Source organism: Streptomyces sp. NBC_00667 (assembly GCF_036226825.1).
Classification (GTDB): domain Bacteria; phylum Actinomycetota; class Actinomycetes; order Streptomycetales; family Streptomycetaceae; genus Streptomyces.
This window is the reverse complement of the sequence record NZ_CP109023.1, coordinates 24,184-41,687: the sequence shown is the minus strand read 5'-3', so window position 1 is coordinate 41,687 and position 17,504 is coordinate 24,184. Positions and strand designations below refer to the sequence as shown.

14 protein-coding genes and 4 pseudogenes are annotated in these 17,504 nt (G+C 68.1%); 6 read left to right on the top strand and 12 right to left on the bottom strand.

From position 1 onward, the window contains the following. Positions 1–691 precede the first annotated feature (691 nt). Positions 692–895 (bottom strand): hypothetical protein, encoded by a 204-nt coding sequence (locus OHA81_RS32745; RefSeq protein WP_329202780.1) that lies wholly within the window; start codon positions 893–895, stop codon positions 692–694. Between the two features lie 1,055 nt (positions 896–1,950). Further along, a complete protein-coding gene (locus OHA81_RS32740; protein WP_329202778.1) occupies positions 1,951–3,330 on the bottom strand; it encodes an IS1380 family transposase in 1,380 nt (459 codons plus the stop codon). Positions 3,331–3,494: 164 nt separating this feature from the next. On the opposite strand from OHA81_RS32740, the gene OHA81_RS32735 reads away from it, so the two are divergent. Beyond that, entirely contained in the window at positions 3,495–3,887 is a 393-nt protein-coding gene (locus OHA81_RS32735) for a hypothetical protein (RefSeq protein WP_329202776.1), read from the top strand. A 228-nt stretch (positions 3,888–4,115) separates the two neighbouring features. Here the strand turns inward: OHA81_RS32735 and OHA81_RS32730 are convergent. Continuing rightward, a pseudogene (locus OHA81_RS32730) lies at positions 4,116–4,583 on the bottom strand (pentapeptide repeat-containing protein); the annotation flags it as partial. Between the two features lie 367 nt (positions 4,584–4,950). Here OHA81_RS32730 and OHA81_RS32725 point away from each other — a divergent pair. After that, entirely contained in the window at positions 4,951–5,448 is a 498-nt protein-coding gene (locus tag OHA81_RS32725; protein ID WP_329202774.1) for a hypothetical protein, read from the top strand. Between the two features lie 124 nt (positions 5,449–5,572). On the opposite strand, the gene OHA81_RS32720 is transcribed toward OHA81_RS32725, so the two are convergent. The 3 genes from OHA81_RS32720 to OHA81_RS32710 all read right to left on the bottom strand — a co-directional run bounded on the left by OHA81_RS32720 (position 5,573) and on the right by OHA81_RS32710 (position 7,543). Then, positions 5,573–6,381, bottom strand: a protein-coding gene (locus tag OHA81_RS32720) for an IS5 family transposase (RefSeq protein WP_443056811.1) whose coding sequence is annotated in 2 segments (ribosomal slippage) — positions 5,573–6,031 and positions 6,034–6,381 — 807 coding nt in all. Because the reading frame shifts where the segments join, the coding sequence is not laid out codon by codon here. Between the two features lie 146 nt (positions 6,382–6,527). Further along, positions 6,528–7,097 carry a DUF6233 domain-containing protein gene (locus OHA81_RS32715; protein ID WP_329202770.1) on the bottom strand — a complete coding sequence of 190 codons (570 nt, stop codon included), beginning with the start codon at positions 7,095–7,097 and terminating at the stop codon, positions 6,528–6,530. Positions 7,098–7,288: 191 nt separating this feature from the next. Further along, positions 7,289–7,543: a hypothetical protein gene (locus tag OHA81_RS32710; protein ID WP_329202769.1), complete on the bottom strand. Its 255-nt coding sequence runs from the start codon at positions 7,541–7,543 to the stop codon at positions 7,289–7,291. Positions 7,544–7,771: 228 nt separating this feature from the next. On the opposite strand from OHA81_RS32710, the gene OHA81_RS32705 reads away from it, so the two are divergent. Next, positions 7,772–8,818 carry an ATP-dependent DNA ligase gene (locus OHA81_RS32705; RefSeq protein ID WP_329202767.1) on the top strand — a complete coding sequence of 349 codons (1,047 nt, stop codon included), beginning with the start codon at positions 7,772–7,774 and terminating at the stop codon, positions 8,816–8,818. 210 nt (positions 8,819–9,028) lie between these two features. On the opposite strand, the gene OHA81_RS32700 is transcribed toward OHA81_RS32705, so the two are convergent. After that, complete coding sequence (locus OHA81_RS32700; protein ID WP_329202765.1) at positions 9,029–9,514, bottom strand: hypothetical protein; 486 nt, start codon at positions 9,512–9,514, stop codon at positions 9,029–9,031. Positions 9,515–10,081: 567 nt separating this feature from the next. On the opposite strand from OHA81_RS32700, the pseudogene OHA81_RS32695 reads away from it, so the two are divergent. From OHA81_RS32695 to OHA81_RS32685, 3 genes and pseudogenes are all read left to right on the top strand, one after another. Then, a pseudogene (locus OHA81_RS32695) lies at positions 10,082–10,489 on the top strand (GmrSD restriction endonuclease domain-containing protein); the annotation flags it as partial. A 51-nt stretch (positions 10,490–10,540) separates the two neighbouring features. Then, positions 10,541–10,782, top strand: a pseudogene (locus OHA81_RS32690) (transposase); the annotation flags it as partial. Between the two features lie 158 nt (positions 10,783–10,940). Next, positions 10,941–11,336 (top strand): ribosomal protein L7/L12, encoded by a 396-nt coding sequence (locus OHA81_RS32685; protein WP_329202763.1) that lies wholly within the window; start codon positions 10,941–10,943, stop codon positions 11,334–11,336. Between the two features lie 111 nt (positions 11,337–11,447). Here the strand turns inward: OHA81_RS32685 and OHA81_RS32680 are convergent, their stop codons facing one another. From OHA81_RS32680 to OHA81_RS32660, 5 genes and pseudogenes are all read right to left on the bottom strand, one after another. Beyond that, the gene (locus OHA81_RS32680; RefSeq protein ID WP_052875988.1) at positions 11,448–11,885 is read right to left on the bottom strand and encodes a DUF4259 domain-containing protein; all 438 of its coding nucleotides are present in this window, start codon (positions 11,883–11,885) and stop codon (positions 11,448–11,450) included. 54 nt (positions 11,886–11,939) lie between these two features. Beyond that, the gene (locus OHA81_RS32675) at positions 11,940–13,553 is read right to left on the bottom strand and encodes an ISL3 family transposase (RefSeq protein ID WP_329202759.1); all 1,614 of its coding nucleotides are present in this window, start codon (positions 13,551–13,553) and stop codon (positions 11,940–11,942) included. Between the two features lie 523 nt (positions 13,554–14,076). Beyond that, a pseudogene (locus OHA81_RS32670) lies at positions 14,077–14,926 on the bottom strand (IS5 family transposase). A 77-nt stretch (positions 14,927–15,003) separates the two neighbouring features. Continuing rightward, positions 15,004–15,423: a RacP protein gene (locus OHA81_RS32665; RefSeq protein ID WP_329202757.1), complete on the bottom strand. Its 420-nt coding sequence runs from the start codon at positions 15,421–15,423 to the stop codon at positions 15,004–15,006. A gap of 2 nt (positions 15,424–15,425) precedes the next feature. Further along, a complete protein-coding gene (locus OHA81_RS32660; RefSeq protein ID WP_329202756.1) occupies positions 15,426–16,535 on the bottom strand; it encodes a DUF6192 family protein in 1,110 nt (369 codons plus the stop codon). Positions 16,536–17,504 lie beyond the last annotated feature (969 nt).

Sequence of the window (17,504 nt, the reverse complement as noted above, 5' to 3'; positions counted from 1 at the left end):
CCGAGCCCATGAAGGTCACCACCGGTTTGGGCCAGCTTGTCAGCGGAAGTACCCAGCGCGCAGGTCGTCCACGAAGGCGGTCAAGGCACTCGAGGCGTTGGCGTGCCTTGCAGGCGTAGTGGCCTTCGCGGGCTCGCGGTGAACTGACCGGAGGCGAGGCCCCCCGGCTGCTGAGGTGAGAACTCTTCCTCCCGGTACACCGCGGTCCGTCACCGTGCGTAAGAGGTGTGCGGGTGCGGACGATGCCCTGCGCTCCCGCATCACGGTGCGCTCCACCGGGTGGCTGGTGGGGAAGGTTGCGCTAGTAGCGGGAGCTGCCCCTGCCCGGCCCCGACTTCGCCCACACCATCCGTACCCTTCTGGCCGCGGCCGCTGACCAACCCGACAGCCCCAGCGACATCCCGGCCCGCCCTCAAGCCCGTACCACCCGGCGGCGAAACACCGACCGCGCCACACGACGCACACGCCGCAAGGTCGACGAGGCAGCGACCCACTGAACTACAGCCGGCGGCTCCCCCGGCGGTCTGCCGCCGAGGGAGCCGACCGGGGTGCTCTTCCTCGTTTCGGTGACGTGGTGTGCTCAGCGATGGCCGGTGGTCGGGCGAGAGGCGCACTGGTGCGGGCTCGATGACGGTGGAGTCGGTTGCATGACGATGCCGGGGCCGCGCGGCGCAGTAATCGCACGGCGTTGTCAGGCGTCGTTGTCGCGGGGGAGGGGCGGCATTTCCTTCCTCCAGTGGTCGAGTTGGAGCAGGTGGCAACCGGCGGGGCGCCAGCGGTCCCGGATGACTTCTCTCAGCGGGAAGGGCGATTGGGCGCTGAGGACCAGGTACACCAGCTCCTCGGTGATCGTGGGGCAGAGGGGACAGGCGATTCCGGCTCGTGTGATTTCCATGCGTCGGAGGGTGCACACACCGGCGGCTTACCGTCTCGGGCTGGTGTGGCGGCCCGCCTGGCGGGCGGGCCGGTGAAGACTTAGTGATGGCTTCCCGCCCGGCGGATCAGACCCCAGACCGCGCTTTCGCACAGGGCACAAGCGATGTTCCATGGCCCGGTGATCAGCATGTCGAAGGTCAGTCCGGGTAGCGGGTGGCGCTATCTCTTCCGCGGTGTGATGGTCGGCGACGGCCGGCGCACCGCGCCTGCGGGGCGCCCGGGCGCGGCGAGGGCACCACCGCGGCGCGGTGCGACGGCCGGCGCACCGCGGACACACCGCTGCGGGCCGCCGCCCCCCAACCATGACGCCGTAGCGTCGTGCCGACTCAGCCTTCGGCCCCTGCGAGCGATAACGCCGTTATCAGCCCGCTGGCTGCCCACTTAACCTCGGTCCCGCAGAAGACCGATAACGCCGTTATCACCTCCAAGACACAGAACCGGCGCGCCGAGCACCCGCCGACTGATAAGGGCGTTATCACCGACGAAGCCCCGTCCGCACGTCCAATGGACCTTCAGCCGGTGCCTCCTGTGCCGTGGCACGACGGCAACGCCGTTATGGACCTCGTCATGGCCACCCTGGATGAAGACCAGCGAAGCCGATTCCTCCATCGCTATGTCGAGCGCAGCGGCAGCAAGGAGGCATTGGTCCCTGACCTCGCGCGTGGCCTCCCCCGAGAAGGGCGCCTCCAACTCGCTTCGATCTTGTCCGCAGTCGCGGCCGACCTGGGCGCTCTCTGATCGACATACCGATCAAGGACTGGGCTCATGCAGTGCTCATCCTCAGAGGCCGGATTCGGAGAGATTCCGGCCTCTTCGTCTGGATGGACCGTTGCGCAGCTGGGGAGCTATAGCCTCGATCTTTCGTGACGGCCCGCTGGCTTCTTTGCCGGGCCGTTTCGGTCGTTCGGGCTGGTGGTGGGGATGTTGATGGCCCGACTGTCGCGTCGGGTGGGCGCCGGGTTCCACAGCTCCGGTGGGGTGCTTCAGGTTCGTTGGGACGGGTGAGTCTGTTGGTCAGCCGGGGTTCGGGAGGGCGTCGAGTCGCTCGAGCGCGCCGGTGATGACGTCGGTCCAGGGCCAGTGGCGTGCGAATCTCAGGTGTCGGCGGCGGGCGGTCGTGACGAGCTGGGCGGCGGCGGAGAAGAGGCGGAGCCTCATGCGGCGGGGCTCCCACCTGCGGGTTTCGCCGGTCAGGGCGAGCATGGGCATCCAGGCCAGCAAGTCCAGGGCGATCTGGACGATCTCCAGCCAGATCTGGTTCTGTGCCGTCTTGTGCAGGGGCAGGTTGCGCAGGCCGGTGGCGCGGGCGTTTCGGATGCGGTCCTCAGCCCGTGCGCGTTGACGGTGTCGCAGTTCGAGGGCGGCGATCGGGACGTTGGTGGTGTTGGTGGCAAACGCGGTGAGCCGCAACCCGTCGGCATCGGTGAACCGCAACTGCGCTCCGGGGTGAGGGCGTTCTTTGCGGACGATCAGCCGCATTCCCTTCGGCCAGCCTCTGAGGACATCACCGTCGAGGTCGGCGACCCAAGCACCGTCCCGGATCTCACCTTCCGGTTCGACGGCCGCCGTCCAGGCGGCGGGCGGAACCTTGAGGACGGCCTGGTGGATCTGCTCGGTGATCGTCATGCCGACCGAGTACGACAGCCACCTGCCTCGTTGGGCGAGCCAGGCGACGAACTCGTGGGTGCCGCCGCCGGCGTCGGTACGGATCAGCGTCCGCCGTCCGCGCCGGTACTTCTTCGGCAGCTGGGCCAGGGCGAGTCGGGCCGTGGTGATGTGATCGGCGGCGGTGTTGCTGCCTGCGTTGCCCGGCCTGAGCAGGCCGGCCACCGGCTCCCCGCTGCCACCGCTTCCGTGATCGACGAAGGCCATCAGCGGATGGTGCCCGAAGGTCTTCTTCCAGGTCGCGGTGGCATCTTGCTTCTCGGAATGGGCCAGCACCAGCACCCCGTCCAGGTCCACGATCACCTGACCTGTGGCGGCGTCCGGGGCCGCGTCCTTGGCCAGAGCCCAGACGTGCGCGCGCGCTTCGGCCCGCGCGGCCCGGATCGCGTGCAGGGCCTTCGGCCCGGCCGCGGCGAGGGTGTCGATGAGACGGGAGACCGTCGGGTCGGAGGCCACCGGGCCGAACACGGCCGGCTCGGCCCGCAGCATCCCCACATCCGCGAGGCAGTCCCCGCCCAGCGCGACCGCCAGAGCCACGTCCAGCAGGACCTTGCCCGGATCGTGCACCGCCCGAGGACGGCGCCAAGATGTCAGCGCCGCCGTTATCGCCTGGTCCAGCCCGGCTTTGCGAGCGGTCTCGACCAAGAGGACAGCACCGGCCTGAGACACCACCGCCCGGCCGCCGCCCTGGATGTGGACGTGTGGATAGGACCCGGTACGCTTCTTCACCTGAGAAGTGCCTCCGACGGCGGCAGGAACAAGGACCTCGACAATCCTTATTCTTGCTGGTCAGAGGCACTTTTCGCTTACCTGACCACCCGTCGGACAGCCAGCTTCATGAAAGCGCGAAACTAATGTTTAACCTCATCTTCGCAGCTCTCGTCCTAGCCATCATGGCAGGGCTGCTGATGCTGCGTCGCGGCGTTAGACAGTTTCCACGATGGCACAAGCAGCCTATTGCGCTCGTCAGTTCCGCCTTGATCGCTGGCGGCTTCACGGTCATGGTGTGGGGCTTCGGCGTCTTCGCAGGAGGTCTGGACGTTCGGGAAACCTGCGAACTTACCCATCACACCACCTACGACCAGGCATGGCGTGACCGCACGGGAGCGGACGGCACGTCCTACTTCCCGTTGGCCAACGCATGCAACGAGCACATCAGTCTCGTGCCCGCATGGGTGAACCCCACGGTCGTCGTTCTCGCTGTCCTCACCGTCAGTGCTCTTGCCCTTGCTCTGTTCCGGATCGCTTATGCGATTTTCCACAGGAAGAAGCTGGTCTCCTCGTGAACGGATCAGCGTCCGGCGTCCGCGCGCGCTTCTTCACCTGGGAAGTGCCTTCGACGGCGGCAGGGACAAGGACCTCGATAGTCCTTATTCTTGCTGGTCAGAGGCACTTTTCGCTTACCTGACCACCCGTCGGACAGCCAGCTTCATGAAAGCGCGAGGATAGAGCGCAGTGGAACTCCGGGGCGGGCGGGGCTCGTGGGGGTGGGGCGCAGCATTCGCACGGCACCATCAGCTGTCGCCGTAGTGCTCCCACATCACCTCCAACCACTCGGGCCGGTCCGCCTGGCAGCCGGAGCATCGGCGCCCTGTGATGCGCTCGGCGATGGGGAAGTCGGACTGCGCAGAGTGCCCTTGGAGCACTGCCAAGAGCAGCGGATCGTTGCAGAGGGGGCAGGGCTCGCCGTACCTGGTGATGTTCATGCGGGGGAGAGTGCGAACCTCGGCGCGGATTCGACGAGCGATGATGCTGCTCGCTGCGGCTGGCGGCAGCACCGTCCCCATTTTTGTCGGCCAGTAGTGGGCCAGCGAAGTGCCTTCTGGCGTGAGACGCGCCCCCGCCTCGTCGAAGCGGGGGGCTTTGGTGAAGGTCGCGCCGAATGGCGCCTCGCCGGTGAAGGTCGCGCCGTCGAACCGGGCGGCGTCCATGAAGAGCGCGTGCTCGAACCAGGCGGTGCCGTTAAAGGTCGCGCGATGGAACCTAGCAGTGTCATTGGAGCCCGTGACGTGGAAACGGCGTCACCCTCAACGTCACGCTCTCTTTTGGTTCACTACCAGCGCGCGGCGCTCGAATTCCTCATCGGTTTCGCCTGCTCGGCCTGCTTGAGTCGCCTACTCCATCCGCCGTACGGGCGGTTACACGCAAACCCTCTCACCGTTCCCCCGACTCGACATGCCGTGCATCCGGCGAGACGATGGAACGGCGTCCCCGGATCTCTGGAGCCGCGGTCGGCCCTGCAATGCAGACGTTCTTCGACCGCGGTGGCCTCTCGGGCGCCAATACGGGCTACTCAGCCTGGTACCGCATACCAAGTGCCCACGATTTCCCTAAAAAGAAGGTGCATCGATGAACAGGCGTATGCGAATAGCTGTAATGTCTCCCCTCTCGATTTCGGCACTGGCACTCGGTTCGGTGACGTTCTTCGCGACACCGGCACAATCGGCCAGCTCGTCCTGCGCGATGGCCCAGGGCGCAGCGGGAACTACGATCACGGTCACCGGCAAGAATTTCGTGCCGAACAAGACCGTGATCGTCGACTCCGGCGGCGCGGACGCCACTATCAAAGCGAACGTCAACGGCGCATTCACACTGCTGTTGCCCGGCGCAACAGGCACGGTCACCGCACAGCAGGTCAATGGAGCTGCAGTCAAATGCGGATCGGTCGAGGAGCAGGAGGCGTCCGAAAGTAGGGCCTCGTTTGACGAGGGCTGGCAGGCGGGATTCAAGAGGGGCAAGGCCACCTGCAAGACGACGCCGCTGCAGGGCGACGTTGCGAACACCGAGCAGTTCAACAAAGGCTTCGCGGCCGGCGCAAGTGACGCAGTGCAAAAGTTCTGCCGGTAGGACTGTGGTCGTGACAGGCATGCAACTCAGCAATGTCCAGCGGTAGCTCGTCGCGCCGTACCTGCCGATCGGTAGGTACGGCCCGTACTCCGAGCGGTTCCGGTCCAGTGCCTAAGACGTCGTTTCATTTGGTGAGGCGGCGGTGGCAGATGAGGGCGGCGGCTATGCCAGCGAAGGCGAGGAAGTGTTCTGCCTTGCGTTCGTAGCGGCGGTGGAGCCGGCGGCAGCCGGCGAGCCAGGACACGGTCCTCTCGACGACCCAGCGGTGGCGGCCGAGCCGCTTTGAGGACTCGGTGCCCTTGCGGGCGATGCGGTGGCGGATGCCGCGTTTGCGGAGCCATCGCCGCAGGTGGTCGTAGTCGTAGCCCTTGTCTGCATGGAGCTTGCCGGGTCGCCGTCGACGCGGTCCTCGCCGGGACCGGATCGGTGGGATCCCGCGCACGAGCGGTTCAAGGCCCAGGCTGTCGTGCATGTTCGCGCCGGAGATGCCCAGCGAGAGAGGCAGTCCGTTCCGGTCGGTGATCAGGTGGATCTTCGATCCCAACTTGCCGCGGTCGGTCGGATTCGGTCCCGTCAGTGGCCCCCTTTTGCCGCCCGCAGGCTGACGGAGTCGATCGCACACCGCGACCAGTCCAGTTCCCCGCGGGCACCGAGTTCGTCGAGGATGACGCGGTGGAGCCGGGCCCAGACACGGGCCCGGCTCCACTGGGCGAAGCGTCGGTAGACGGTCTGCCAGCTCGGGCCGAACACCGGCGGCAGTTGCCGCCACGTGCATCCTGAGGTCGCCACGAAGACGATCGCGGCCAGGGCCTCGCGGTCACCCGCCCGGCGCCGGCCGCCGCCCTGCGGACGTATCACCTCTGTCGGAGGCACCACCCGCCGGAACAACACCCACAACTCATCCGGCACCAGCCGCTCAACCAGATCCGCCATGCACGGTTCAACGAACGATCAAGCCATAAGAAACGCTGTCTAAGGGCTGTCTACCTGTCCAGCCTGCCGGCAGATTTGGGGCACAGGCGGTGCCTGATCGGTACTGGATCGTCTGTTACCTACTGACCGGCGTAGAGGGCAGCAGCTCACTCCTCGCCAGGTTCGGGACTCCACACGGTTGGGCCGCCGCCGCGCCACTCGATCAATCGCGTGTCGTCCAGGTCGACGTTGTCGGGGTCGAGGCCGGCGCGGCGAAGGAACTCGAATAGGTCGGCGGGGCCGAGGGCGCGGCCGAGGATTTCGCCGTCGCAGCGGACCCGGCGTCCGCCCTGGGCGTCGGGCGGGTAGACGATGATGCGCGGGGCGGGACTCATCCCTCCACCCTGCTGCGAGGTGGTCATTCCAGCACTCCGAGTGCGGTGTCGGGGCGGCATTGGGGGCAGGCGGGGACGCCTTGGGCCTTGGGCGAGTAGGTCGCGGATCTGGTCGGCGGTGGCGGGGGCGCAGCGTTTGCCCGTGTCCCAGCACGTTCCGACGTGGACGCGGCCCGGGGGTCGGCCGGCGCCGATCTCGCGCTCGACCAACCACGCGGGCGGCTCCTTCGGCGGGCGTCGGCGCGCGGCGGCCTCCTCGGCGGCCTCGGCGGCGTTCAGTGCCCGCTCGGCGCGGCCGAGCTCGCCGCGCAGGTAGGTGACCAGCGTTCGCAGACGCGGCATATCCGGAGGCAGGACGGACATGGTTCAGCCTCCGTACTGCGCCTGCCGCAGCGCCCTGCAGGCCGTGCACAGCGGGTTCCCGCCCGTCCCGTACCTGCATGTGGGGGCGTGGCACCGGGCGCATGGTCCGGTCTGGCTCGGCGCCCACGTGACGAGCTGCGGGCGGGGCTTGGGGGTGTGCTCGGGCTCGTTCATGCCGTCTCCCGTTCCGCGGGTGTCGGAGTGTGGCTGCGGGCTGCGCGGCGCAGCTCGACGCCGCCGGCCCGCCAGCCGGCGGGGGCCGTCCAGTAGGGGTGGGTGTACAGGCGCCCGGAGAGGGTGATCAATCGGCGCCGCAGCGCGGTCGAACCGGAGGCGGGCGGGGCCTCGGCGAGATCGGTGTAAGCACGTAGCCACGCCCTTTGGAGGGCGAGCAGGTCATCGGGGAAACGGAACGGTGGCCTCACCTCTCTATTGCAACACGTGTTCGAATATCTGCGCGAGTGTCGCCACCGGGTCACGACGCGGATGTGTGGTCGGCGGCTCCCGGCGGGGGCAAGGCGGTGATCGCGGGGCGGTCACGCCGTACCCGTCGCGCAGCCCGGCAGCGGGCGCGGCGGCCCCGCCGCCGGGCCGCCGTGCCCGGTCCGGGTGAGGCTGGTCCTGGGTGCCGTGCGAGGGCGAGGAGGCCGGTCATGCTGCGTCCGCCGGTGGAGCCGATGTTGGCGCAGGCCGCCGAGGTGGTCCCGCCGGTGCGTCCGCTCGCCTCGAAGGTTGCGTATGAGCAGAAGTTCGACGGGTACCGGGCGCTGGTGTTCACCCCGGCCGCCCCGGGTGGGCGGGTGCTGCTCCAGACCCGCCGCGGTTCCCTGGTCCAGGGCGCGTTTCCGGATCTCGTCGCGGCCGCCGAGCAGCTGCCCGCCGGCCTGGTCCTCGATGGCGAATTGCTCGTGTGGGACGCCGGGTCCGGCGCCCTGTCGTTCGAGGGTTTGCAGCGTCGCGCCGCCGCCCGCGCCGGCGGCGCCCACGCACTGGCCGCGAAGCTGCCGGCCTTTTTCGTGGCGTTCGACGTCTTGCAGCAAGGCGGCCGGGAGCTGCTCGACCTGCCGTATGTGGAGCGCCGCGCCCGCCTGGAGGCACTGTTCACCGATTACGCCCTGACGGCCCCGTGGACGCTGTGTCCGATGACGACAGATCCGGCGAAGGCGCGGGAGTGGCTGGAATCCTGGACGGAGGTGTCCGGCGTCGAGGGCATCGTGGTCAAGCCCCAGACCAGCCGCTACATGCCGGGCCACAGGGGGGCGTGGATCAAGGTCAGACGCCGGGACACCACCGAGGCGATCATCGGCGCCGTCACCGGCACTCTCACCCGCCCGCAGCTCCTGATCCTCGGCCGCCACGACCACACGGGCCGGCTGCGTGCGGTCGGCCGCACTGTCCCGCTGCGCACGGAGGCGGCCCGTCTGGTGGCGGAGCACCTGACGGCCGCCGGCCCCGGTCACCCGTGGGAGGGCGTCACGTTCGCCGCGACCTGGGGAACCCGTGACGTCCTGGATGTGCGCCTGGTCCGCCCCGACCTGGTGGCCGAGGTCAGCGCCGACCGCTCGATCGACCGGGGCGGCGTGTGGCGCCACCCGCTGCGCTTCAAGCGGCTGCGCCTGGATTTGGGTGTCGAGGACGTTTCCCGGTTCGGGCAGGGGCGGGAGGCGGCCGGACACTCCGACCCGGTCCCGCCCGCCTGACCGGTGCGCCGCGCCGGTGGGTCGTCTTCGGCGCGCCAGCACTCAGGGCGGCGGCCACCCTGGCCCCGGTGGTGGCTACGACATTCACGAGGCTTGGGCCGGCGTCCATGACGCCGGCCTTATTTGTCTTGCTGCCGCGGCCCAGCAGGTGCCCCTTGCGGCGGTTGATCTTGACGTTCGACCTGGGCTTTACCGTCGAAGCGCGGGGGGCTATTCGTCCACGGGAACGAGGTGCGTGCCGTAGTCGATCACCGTGCCATGACTCTTGGCCTTCTGTCGTTCTGCCGGTGTGACGCATAGGGTGTCGCCCTTGAACTTCTCGCGCCAGACGTAGCCGGGCATGCAGGTGCTCGGCCCGTAGGCGCCTCCACCGGGCTGTCGGTGGGGATTCTGGTTGTGGGCCTTCTGTCGCGCTGCCGGTGTGACGCACAGGGTGTCGCCGTCAAAACTGTCACGCCAGACGTAGCCGGGCTTGCACGTGTCCGGCCCGTAGGCCCCTCCACCGGGCTGCCGGTTAGGGTTACTGCCGTCGGACGGAAGACTCTTCACGGAGGTCTGAGTCTGGGGCGCGATCGCCGCAGTGGCGGGCAGCGCGACGCCTGCGGTGATGATAGCGGCCGAGGCGAAGACGATCATGGAACGCGGGATCCGGCGCTTGGACGTTGCGGCGGTCGGGCTGGGGCGGTCATACGACATGAGTACTCCTTGCGGGTAGTGGCCGCCGAAACTGCCGGGCGATCTGCGCCCGAGCGACCGGCGGCTGGTTGAAGCGGGGACCTTGACAGGCCGCCGTTCTCCTGGCTGGTCTCGCTGTCTTCGCGGCGTGACCACGCTTCAAGTAGGCGCGTCGGTGGGAGCCAACGTCATGCCCCTGGAGGACGTGTCTTGACGGGAGGGCGCGGGTCTGAACGGCTCGGTGCCCACTGCCCTCGAAACGACAAGCCCCGACCGGCGGCAGCGCGCGGCGACCTCGCCCTGCGGGCGTCCCACGCGGTGATATCCGGAAGTCGGTATTCATACTCGCGGGGTCGGAGGTCTTCTTCGTGCGGCCGAAGTGGCGTTTCGCCGGTGAATCCGGCGCCCCGGGCGGGTGAACCGCCTGCTCGGGGCCTTTCGGAGCACGGGTCGGGGCCGGTACAACCACCGTCGTGATGATCATCATGCGGGCCGCGACCGCGGCCGCCGCTGCCCTCGCCCTGTCCCTCCCCCGACACCGCGACCGCGGACACCACCGCACAGCACGCCGTACCGCAGGTCCTCCCGATGGGCGTCGCGGTGTCCGCCCTGCCCGTCCAGACGGAGGACCGTACCGGCTACCAGCGCACCTCCTTCTTCAAGCACTGGAACGCTGGCGACATCCCCGCGGACGGCTGCAACACCCGGGCGGAGCTTCTGCTGTCCGAGGCGGTGGAGTCTCCGGAGGTCGGACCGGGCTGTGCGCTGACCGGTGGGGTGTGGTGGTCGTACTACGACGACACCACTGTTACCGAGGCGTCCAAGCTGGACATTGACCACATGGTCCCGCTCGCGGAGGCGTGGGATTCGGGGGCCAGTGGGTGGACGGCGAAGCGGCGGGAGGCGTATGCGAACGACCAGGGCCAGGCGGCCTCTCTGGTGGCGGTGACGGCCCGTTCGAACCGGAGTAAGAGAGCATCTGATCTAGGTAGTTGGTGTTTTGGGATGTTCTTGTGACTGCGCGCGTCGATGATCGTTGTCAGGGGTATGACAGCCCGGCGTGCCTATCGCAGTGACGTCTCGGACGCCCGGTGGGCCTTGATCGAGCCGGTGTTCGCTGCCTGGCGAGCCGCCCGCTCAGGACCCGGGACCGCAGCGCGCGTGCATGATCTGAGAGAGATCGTGAACGCGATCCTCTACGTCAACCGCACGGGGATTCCTTGGGAGTACCTGCCGCACGACTTCCCCGCCGTGCAAAACCGTCTATGACTACTACGCCAAGTGGGAGGCGGACGGAACCACCGAGCAGGTCCAGGTCCACGATCTGTTGCGGGACAAAACCCGCCGGGTCAACGCCCGAACGGTGGAGCCGTCCGCGGCCGTGGTGGACGCGCAGAGCGTCAGTACCTGTTTGTGAGGCGACCATGACAAGCAGCTGCGTCGGTGAATGGTTCACTTGCCAGGGATAGCTTCGGGTGGCCGGGGACGGGGAGGGTGTGTGGAAGAGCCAGGTTTCCGTGTACTGCTGACAGAGGCAGGTGACCGGAAGGTCGAGGCGGTCCGTGCGATGCGTACGGTCACCGGTCTCAGTCTCTGGAACAGCAAACTTCTCCTCGACAGTGCGCCCGTAGCGGTCACCGAACCCAACTGGCTCGAAGTCGCAGAAGAGGCGGCCAGGGTCCTTGAGAACGCTGGCGCCCACGCGACAGTGCTGTGCGACTGGTGCGACCGCACCATCACGCGGGGGGCGGCGCCCATCGACGCAGCCCCGTGCAAGGGGCCGTGGCCTGCCGAAGCCTGCAGGGCGAGTTGCCCACCCGCCGCGCTACCTGCTTGTGAGTAGGGTCGATGTCGTGACTGCTCATGACCCTGGCCAGCCGTGCCTGCCGACTGGCTTTGTTCATGAGAACGGGTTCTGGCTCAGGTTCTGTGGTCCGTGACTGTGGGTCACCGATTAGATCTCGAACAGGGCTTCCTCTTGTGGCGGGATCGGAGGGTCAAGGACGTCGCGGAGGCGGGTGATGTCCTGGCGCCACTTCGACCAGTTCGCGGCTTCGGCCCACAGCTCGGCGAGTTCAGACTGGTTGGAGACCACTTGATCCAGGGCGTCGACGGCGAGCATTCGAAGGTCTGCGGGCAACTCCGGTAGCGGCTCTGAAGGGCCATAGTTCGAGCACGGCCGATCGCAGTCAGAATGCTGGGCAACGACCAGAGCCGCCGCGCCCACGGCTCGCTCGCCGTCGTAGATACCCAGGAAGTCCGCGGGCCCGGCGGCACGCTTGAGCACGCCCCGGATCATGGCTTCGCGCTCTTCCAGTGCTGCCTCGTCCAGGTCACCGGCGAAGTCGGCGGCGGTGTCGTTGTCGAAGGGGCCGATGTCCCAGGTGCCCATGTCTCTCCTCGTGCGGTCGTCTGGGGATCGTCGCACTGGCCACTGACAGTGCGCTCAGGAGGCAAGCAGCACCCGCTTGCGCAGGAGGTTGAAGCCAGCGCGTCCATACATCTGCCGCTTGATCATTTTGATGCGGTTGACATGGCCTTCGACTGCGCCCGAGCTCCAGGGCAGGGTGAGACCGGCGATGACGGCATCGCGGTCGCGGTCGATGCCGGCGGCAAGGGTATGGAGACTGGGCAGATCGTCCTGCCGGACGGCGACGAGCCAGTCCGGGAGACGCTCGCCCTGGCGCTCGGTCAGCATGACGGCGAAGGCGCGGACGTCTCGGGTGAGCGCGTCGATCTCGGGGCAGTGGGTGCGCACGGTTTTGAGCAGCAGTTGTTCGGGCTCGGGAAGGGTTTCCGGTCGCCGGAGAATCCATCCGGCGACCGTTCGGGGTGAGGGCGGCCGGGCGACTACCGGTCGTGGGGAAGTGCGCTTCTTGTGCAGGTAGGCGCGGACGCGCTGGTAGCTGCCCTTGTAGCCGAGCGGCACGATCTCTTCCCACAGCTTCCAGGCGTTGGTGCAGCCCTCGTTCCACCGGTCGTCCAGGTAGGGCTTGTAGTCATCGAGGACCGAGGGCCGGTTCTGCCACTGGCCGGTGAACAGCTCCTCCGGAGCCTTGGCCTCGGCGAGCTGCTTGACGGTCCGCCAGGTCATGCCGAGCTGCCGCTGGACCGAGCGACGACAGTGCCCGGCTTCCAGCAGTGCGTGGACGTCGGCGTGCCGAGCCCTGGTGCGGTCGGCGAAACGATGGCCGGTCGGCCATGGCGAGCCAGAGGAATCCTTCTCCGGCGCAGGCTCCGGATCGGGATCGGGATCGGGATCGGGGGCGGCCGTAACAAGGGCGCGGAGGCAGCGGCGGTGCTGAGCGACGGCCCGTTCGGCAGCCTCGCTCACGTTGTGCCAGAGGTGCCAGCGGTCCGCGACCTGGACCGCCTGTGGAGCGCCGACGGTGGCACCTTCGGCGAAGAACGGCGCCCGGTCACGGCAGATCACCTCAACGCCCGGCCGCGCGGCGAGCCAGGCCGCCAGGCTGGACGCCTCCCGGTCGGGCAGCAGGTCGATGGGGCGGCGGGTCTCGATGTCGATGAGGACGGTGCCGTAGTGGCGGCCCTTCCGGGTCGCGTACTCGTCAACGCCGACAACCCGTGGTGCGGCCACCTCGGGCTCGGGAAGCGCGTCCACCAGACGAAGCACCGTGCTGCGGCTGACGGAAACGCCGAGAACGCCGGCGATGCGGGCCCCGGCCCGGCCCGCGAGCGCCAAGCCGACCGACGCCAGGGTCGAGCGCAACCGTTCGGTCCGCTGACTGTGCCGGCGCGTCAGGCCCGGTATCTGCTCGACGAAGGTACGGCGTGCGCAGTCCGAGTTTCCACAGGTGAACCGTCGGACCTTCACTTGAAGGACAACCCGTCGGCCTCCGCTGGGAACATCATCAGGAAACCGCAGGTAGGAACCGTGAACCCGGTTCGACCAGGTGCCACAGACCGGGCACGCGGCGCCGTCGGCGGTGCATTGGGCGTCAACGCGCACTATCGCGACGTTCACGTCTACCGACAGCACCGCGACGGCTGCGATCGACGGGAACAGCAACTCCTTGAGCCGGAGCAGGACCTCTTCCACGGCCCTGAACATTCAGCCCAACTGTGTTGCCCAGGGATCATTTTCAGGCGACTTCACCCACAGCTCGAAGAGGCCCAGCAGTCACGGAGAGTGGCCGTGTCACAGAAGTTGAGCCAGAGCCCGTTCTCGTGGACAAAGCCAGCCGACCATTGACCAGCTGTGTGCTCTACGGGACTTCATCCACGGCCGGGCATACCACGCCAGTTCCATCGCTATCCGGTTCCGCGGGGAGCCTGCTCATCCGGCGGGTTCTGCGATAGCGGAGGTGCCCCGGGTTTCTCAGGCCGTCTATGACGTGGTGCGCCGCTTGAGCATGGAGCTGTATGCCGAGCTGGAAGGGGGCCAGCCCGGACCCTCGGCTGACGCTGCATGGGCAGTGATTCTTACGATCGCGACGGTGTGGCGGAACTCGCCTGACCTGCCCGAGGAACTGCGCCCGCTGCTTCAGGCCGCTGAGTCACGCCATGCGTGAGCATTGACGTCCCAAGGTGTCCTTGGCCTTGTTCCGTCGCGTTCGTGCTGTTCAGGCGGCTTGTGTCAGGTCGGGCGGAGTGAGGGCCGGGCCGGTGAGCTTCTTCTTCTGGGTGATACGCCGGGTCATGAGGGTGATGGCAGCCCAGGTGATGAGGGCTTCGCTGTGCTGGCCTCTCGTAGTCGCGTGCGTGTCGGCGGGCGTGCATCAGCCAGGCCAGCGTGCGCTCGACGACCCACCGGCGGGGCAGGACGACGAATCCGGTGGCGTCTTTGGGCCGGCTGACAGTCTTGATAGTGAGCCGTAGGTGCTGTTTGGCCCAGGTGACGAGCTGGCCGGCGTAGGCGGAGTCGGCCCAGACGATGGTGATCTCGGGGTGCATGAGGCGGAGTCGGAAGAGGACTTCCTTGGCGGCGTCGCGGTCGGTCATGTCGGCGGGGGTGACCATGACCAGCAGCGGGAGACCTCGGGTATCAACAACGATGTGCCGTTTGCGGCCGTTGATCTTCTTCGCCGCGTCGTAACCGCGTGACTCCTTGCCGACGGTCTCGGCGGCCTTGACGCTCTGGGAGTCGATCACGGTGGCGACGGCTCGGGGGCCTTTGCCCATGTCGCGGCGGATGCGTCCGCGCAGGTGGTCGCGAATTTGGCCGATGACGCCGGCCGCCGTCCATCTCGCCATGAAGCCCCAGACCGTGCGCCATGGCGGGTAGTCGGCCGGGAGGGCTCGCCACTTGCATCCCGTGTCGACGACGTAGCGGATGGCGTCGACGATCTCCCGTCTGGGGTGCTTCTCGGGGGCCCCGCCAGCCTTGGTTTCGCAGGCCGGGACGGGCAGGAGCGGTTCGAGTAGGGCCCACTCGGCGTCGGTGGTATCCGAGGGATATCGGCGGATGCGCATCAGGGGCTCCCGGGTGACCTCGAAAACGGGGGCGGCGGGCCCGGCTTGGCCGGGCCCGCCGCCCCCGCGTGGGTTGATCAGGCGGTCGCGATGAGGTCGAGGGTGGATTCGATGGAGTTGAGCTGGGCGACGATGTGCTTGACCCACTTGTCGCCCGGGTGGGCGGCGGCGTGGGGTGCGACGGTGCCGGTGATGAACCGGCGGAACGCGGTGAGCTTCTCGTTGATCACCTGCCGTTCGTAGGCTTCCAGGGCGGCTCGTTCGGCTCCGAGCTGGTAGCCGTCGGCCCTGGTCCAGATCAGTGGCGGCCAGTTGTTGGCGGCGATGATGTCGCGCAGGCAGGCCAGTCCTGCCCGTACTTGGCTGGGTGAGAGTTCGCTGGCCGCAACGATCTGGTGGAAGAGGAGGCCCGCGGGGCGGGCCTCGAAGAGGATGAAGCGGAGGGTGTCGGCGTGCCGCTCTGCGGCCTGGCCCCGGCGCCGTGACGCGCGGGGCATGGTTACTGGCCGCTCAGGAGACGGGCGAGTTCGCCGTCGACGTCGACCTTGCCGGTGTCGACCGCGGTCTCGATCCAGTCCAGCGTGGCCCTCACGCGGGCCACGTTCTCGTGGACGATCGCCTTTTCGTCCTCGCCGAGCTGGCGGTCCCGCAGCCCCGGAACGGTACGGCCGGCGGAGGCGACGAAGGAGTGGCAGGCCGTGACCAGGTCCATGAACTCCATGGTCCGCTCGATCCTGCGGACCGCCGGCGCGACCGGACTCGTGTGCTCGAAGTGCTCGCGGGCCTGGCGGCCCCGCTCGACCTGGGCGTGATTGACCTCGTGCCGGGCCCGGTCATCGGACATCGCCTTGAACGCGACATCCGGCCTGCGCAGGAGACCCGTGGTGACCTCGGTGGCGACGGACTCGTCACGGGTCAGCTCTTCCACGACTCGGACCTTGTCCTCCCGGCTGACCTGGGCGGTGACCGCCGGGCGCTTCAGGAGGCCGGTGGTCACCGCAGCGGCGACGCCTTCGTCGCGGGTCAGTTCCTCCACGACCCGGACCTTGTCCTCGGCGCTGACCTGCGCGGCCACGGTCGGTCGGCGCAGGAGCTCGGTGGTCACAGCCGCGGCCACCTGCTCGTCCCGGGCCAGGGCATGAATCGCGCTGACCTTCTCCTCAGGTGAGATGGGAGTCTCCACCTGATTGCCGACCCGCCGGCTGGCGTCGTCGACCGACCAGCGGGTCTTGCCCTTGGGCGGAGTACAGATCGCGGCGAACCGCTCTTCCTCGTCCTCGATACCCGCCAGGATGCGGTGGACCTTGAATGAAACGTCCGGCCTGCGGCGCTCCTTCGGCCACCGCGAGGCGGTGAACCGGGCCGCCTTGACCGCGCTGAAGGACAACCCGATGTCCTCCGCGAGCCTGGTCAGCGAGACGCGGACGACCGGAATCCGCTCGCCTGCGGTCCGTCCGCCGACCTCACGCAGCGGCTCGATCTCCAGGGCACGGTCCCCGATGACGAACGACGCGCGGGACTGCTGCTCGACCACTTCACGCAGCTCAGCCACGATCTGCTCGTATCGCTGCTTGCTGACGCTTCCGACCTCGATGTGATTTTCGGGCATTGGCTTTCACCACCCAGGGCGGACCGGGGCACGGCTCTCAAGACCGTGACAGAACGCGGTCCGCTGCCCTCACAGCGTCAGACCAGAAAACCTCTGATCGCAACAAACCTCGTGGAAATGAACGGAATTGGACATAGCGTGACCGGATGGGCGTTCGCCCTGCGGTTACCGTGACCGCTCGCCGAACGAGTCGTTCCGAGCCCGCCAGGCCCTCACCTTGCACCGCCCCGAGCAATACAGGGCGTTCGACCGCCGGTCCAACCCGGCGATCCACCGCGTCCCACAGACGGTGCACTCCACCACGCCGGCCCCGTCCCGCACCGCCGCCAGCCGCTTGCGCAACCTCTGCTGATGACGCCATGACCTGGAACGACAAGCCGACGAGCAGAACACCGCACCCGGGCCGGCACCGGGCGCCAAAGCCTCATCACATCCCCGGCACCGACGCTCACCACCCCGCCCAGCGCCAGCAGACACCCCACCAGATTAGGCCGCCGGGGCGGCCAAATCAGGGGATCGGAAACAAGTACTAAGGACCGCGAGCAGTACCTCGACGCAACCGGAGAAGCCGAAGCGGCGCCCCAGCCCGGCAAGGTCGACGACGTCGAGCCCGGCGCCCCGGAGAACCTCCCCCTGAGTCACGAGTGCTCTTACGAACAGCGCCTGCAGGAGAAGAAACGGCGCGGCAGCACCCCCCGCGATACAGGCGAGCCCGTCGCCACCGGCACCATCCCCGCCAAGGACACCCCGCCCTCACCGCAGCCCCAGCCCACCACGTTCCTCACCCACGTCGCCGCCCAGCACCGTACCGGTCCGCTCACGACAATCCCGCAGCAACGGGTCCCGGCGCCCGCTCCACCGGCCCCGCCTGGCACACCTCCATGGGGGTCGCCCGGATCTCCACGGCAGGCACCCCAAGCACCCTGGCCGGCCAAGCCCTCCGTACCGACCCCAGCGAAGCCCACATCC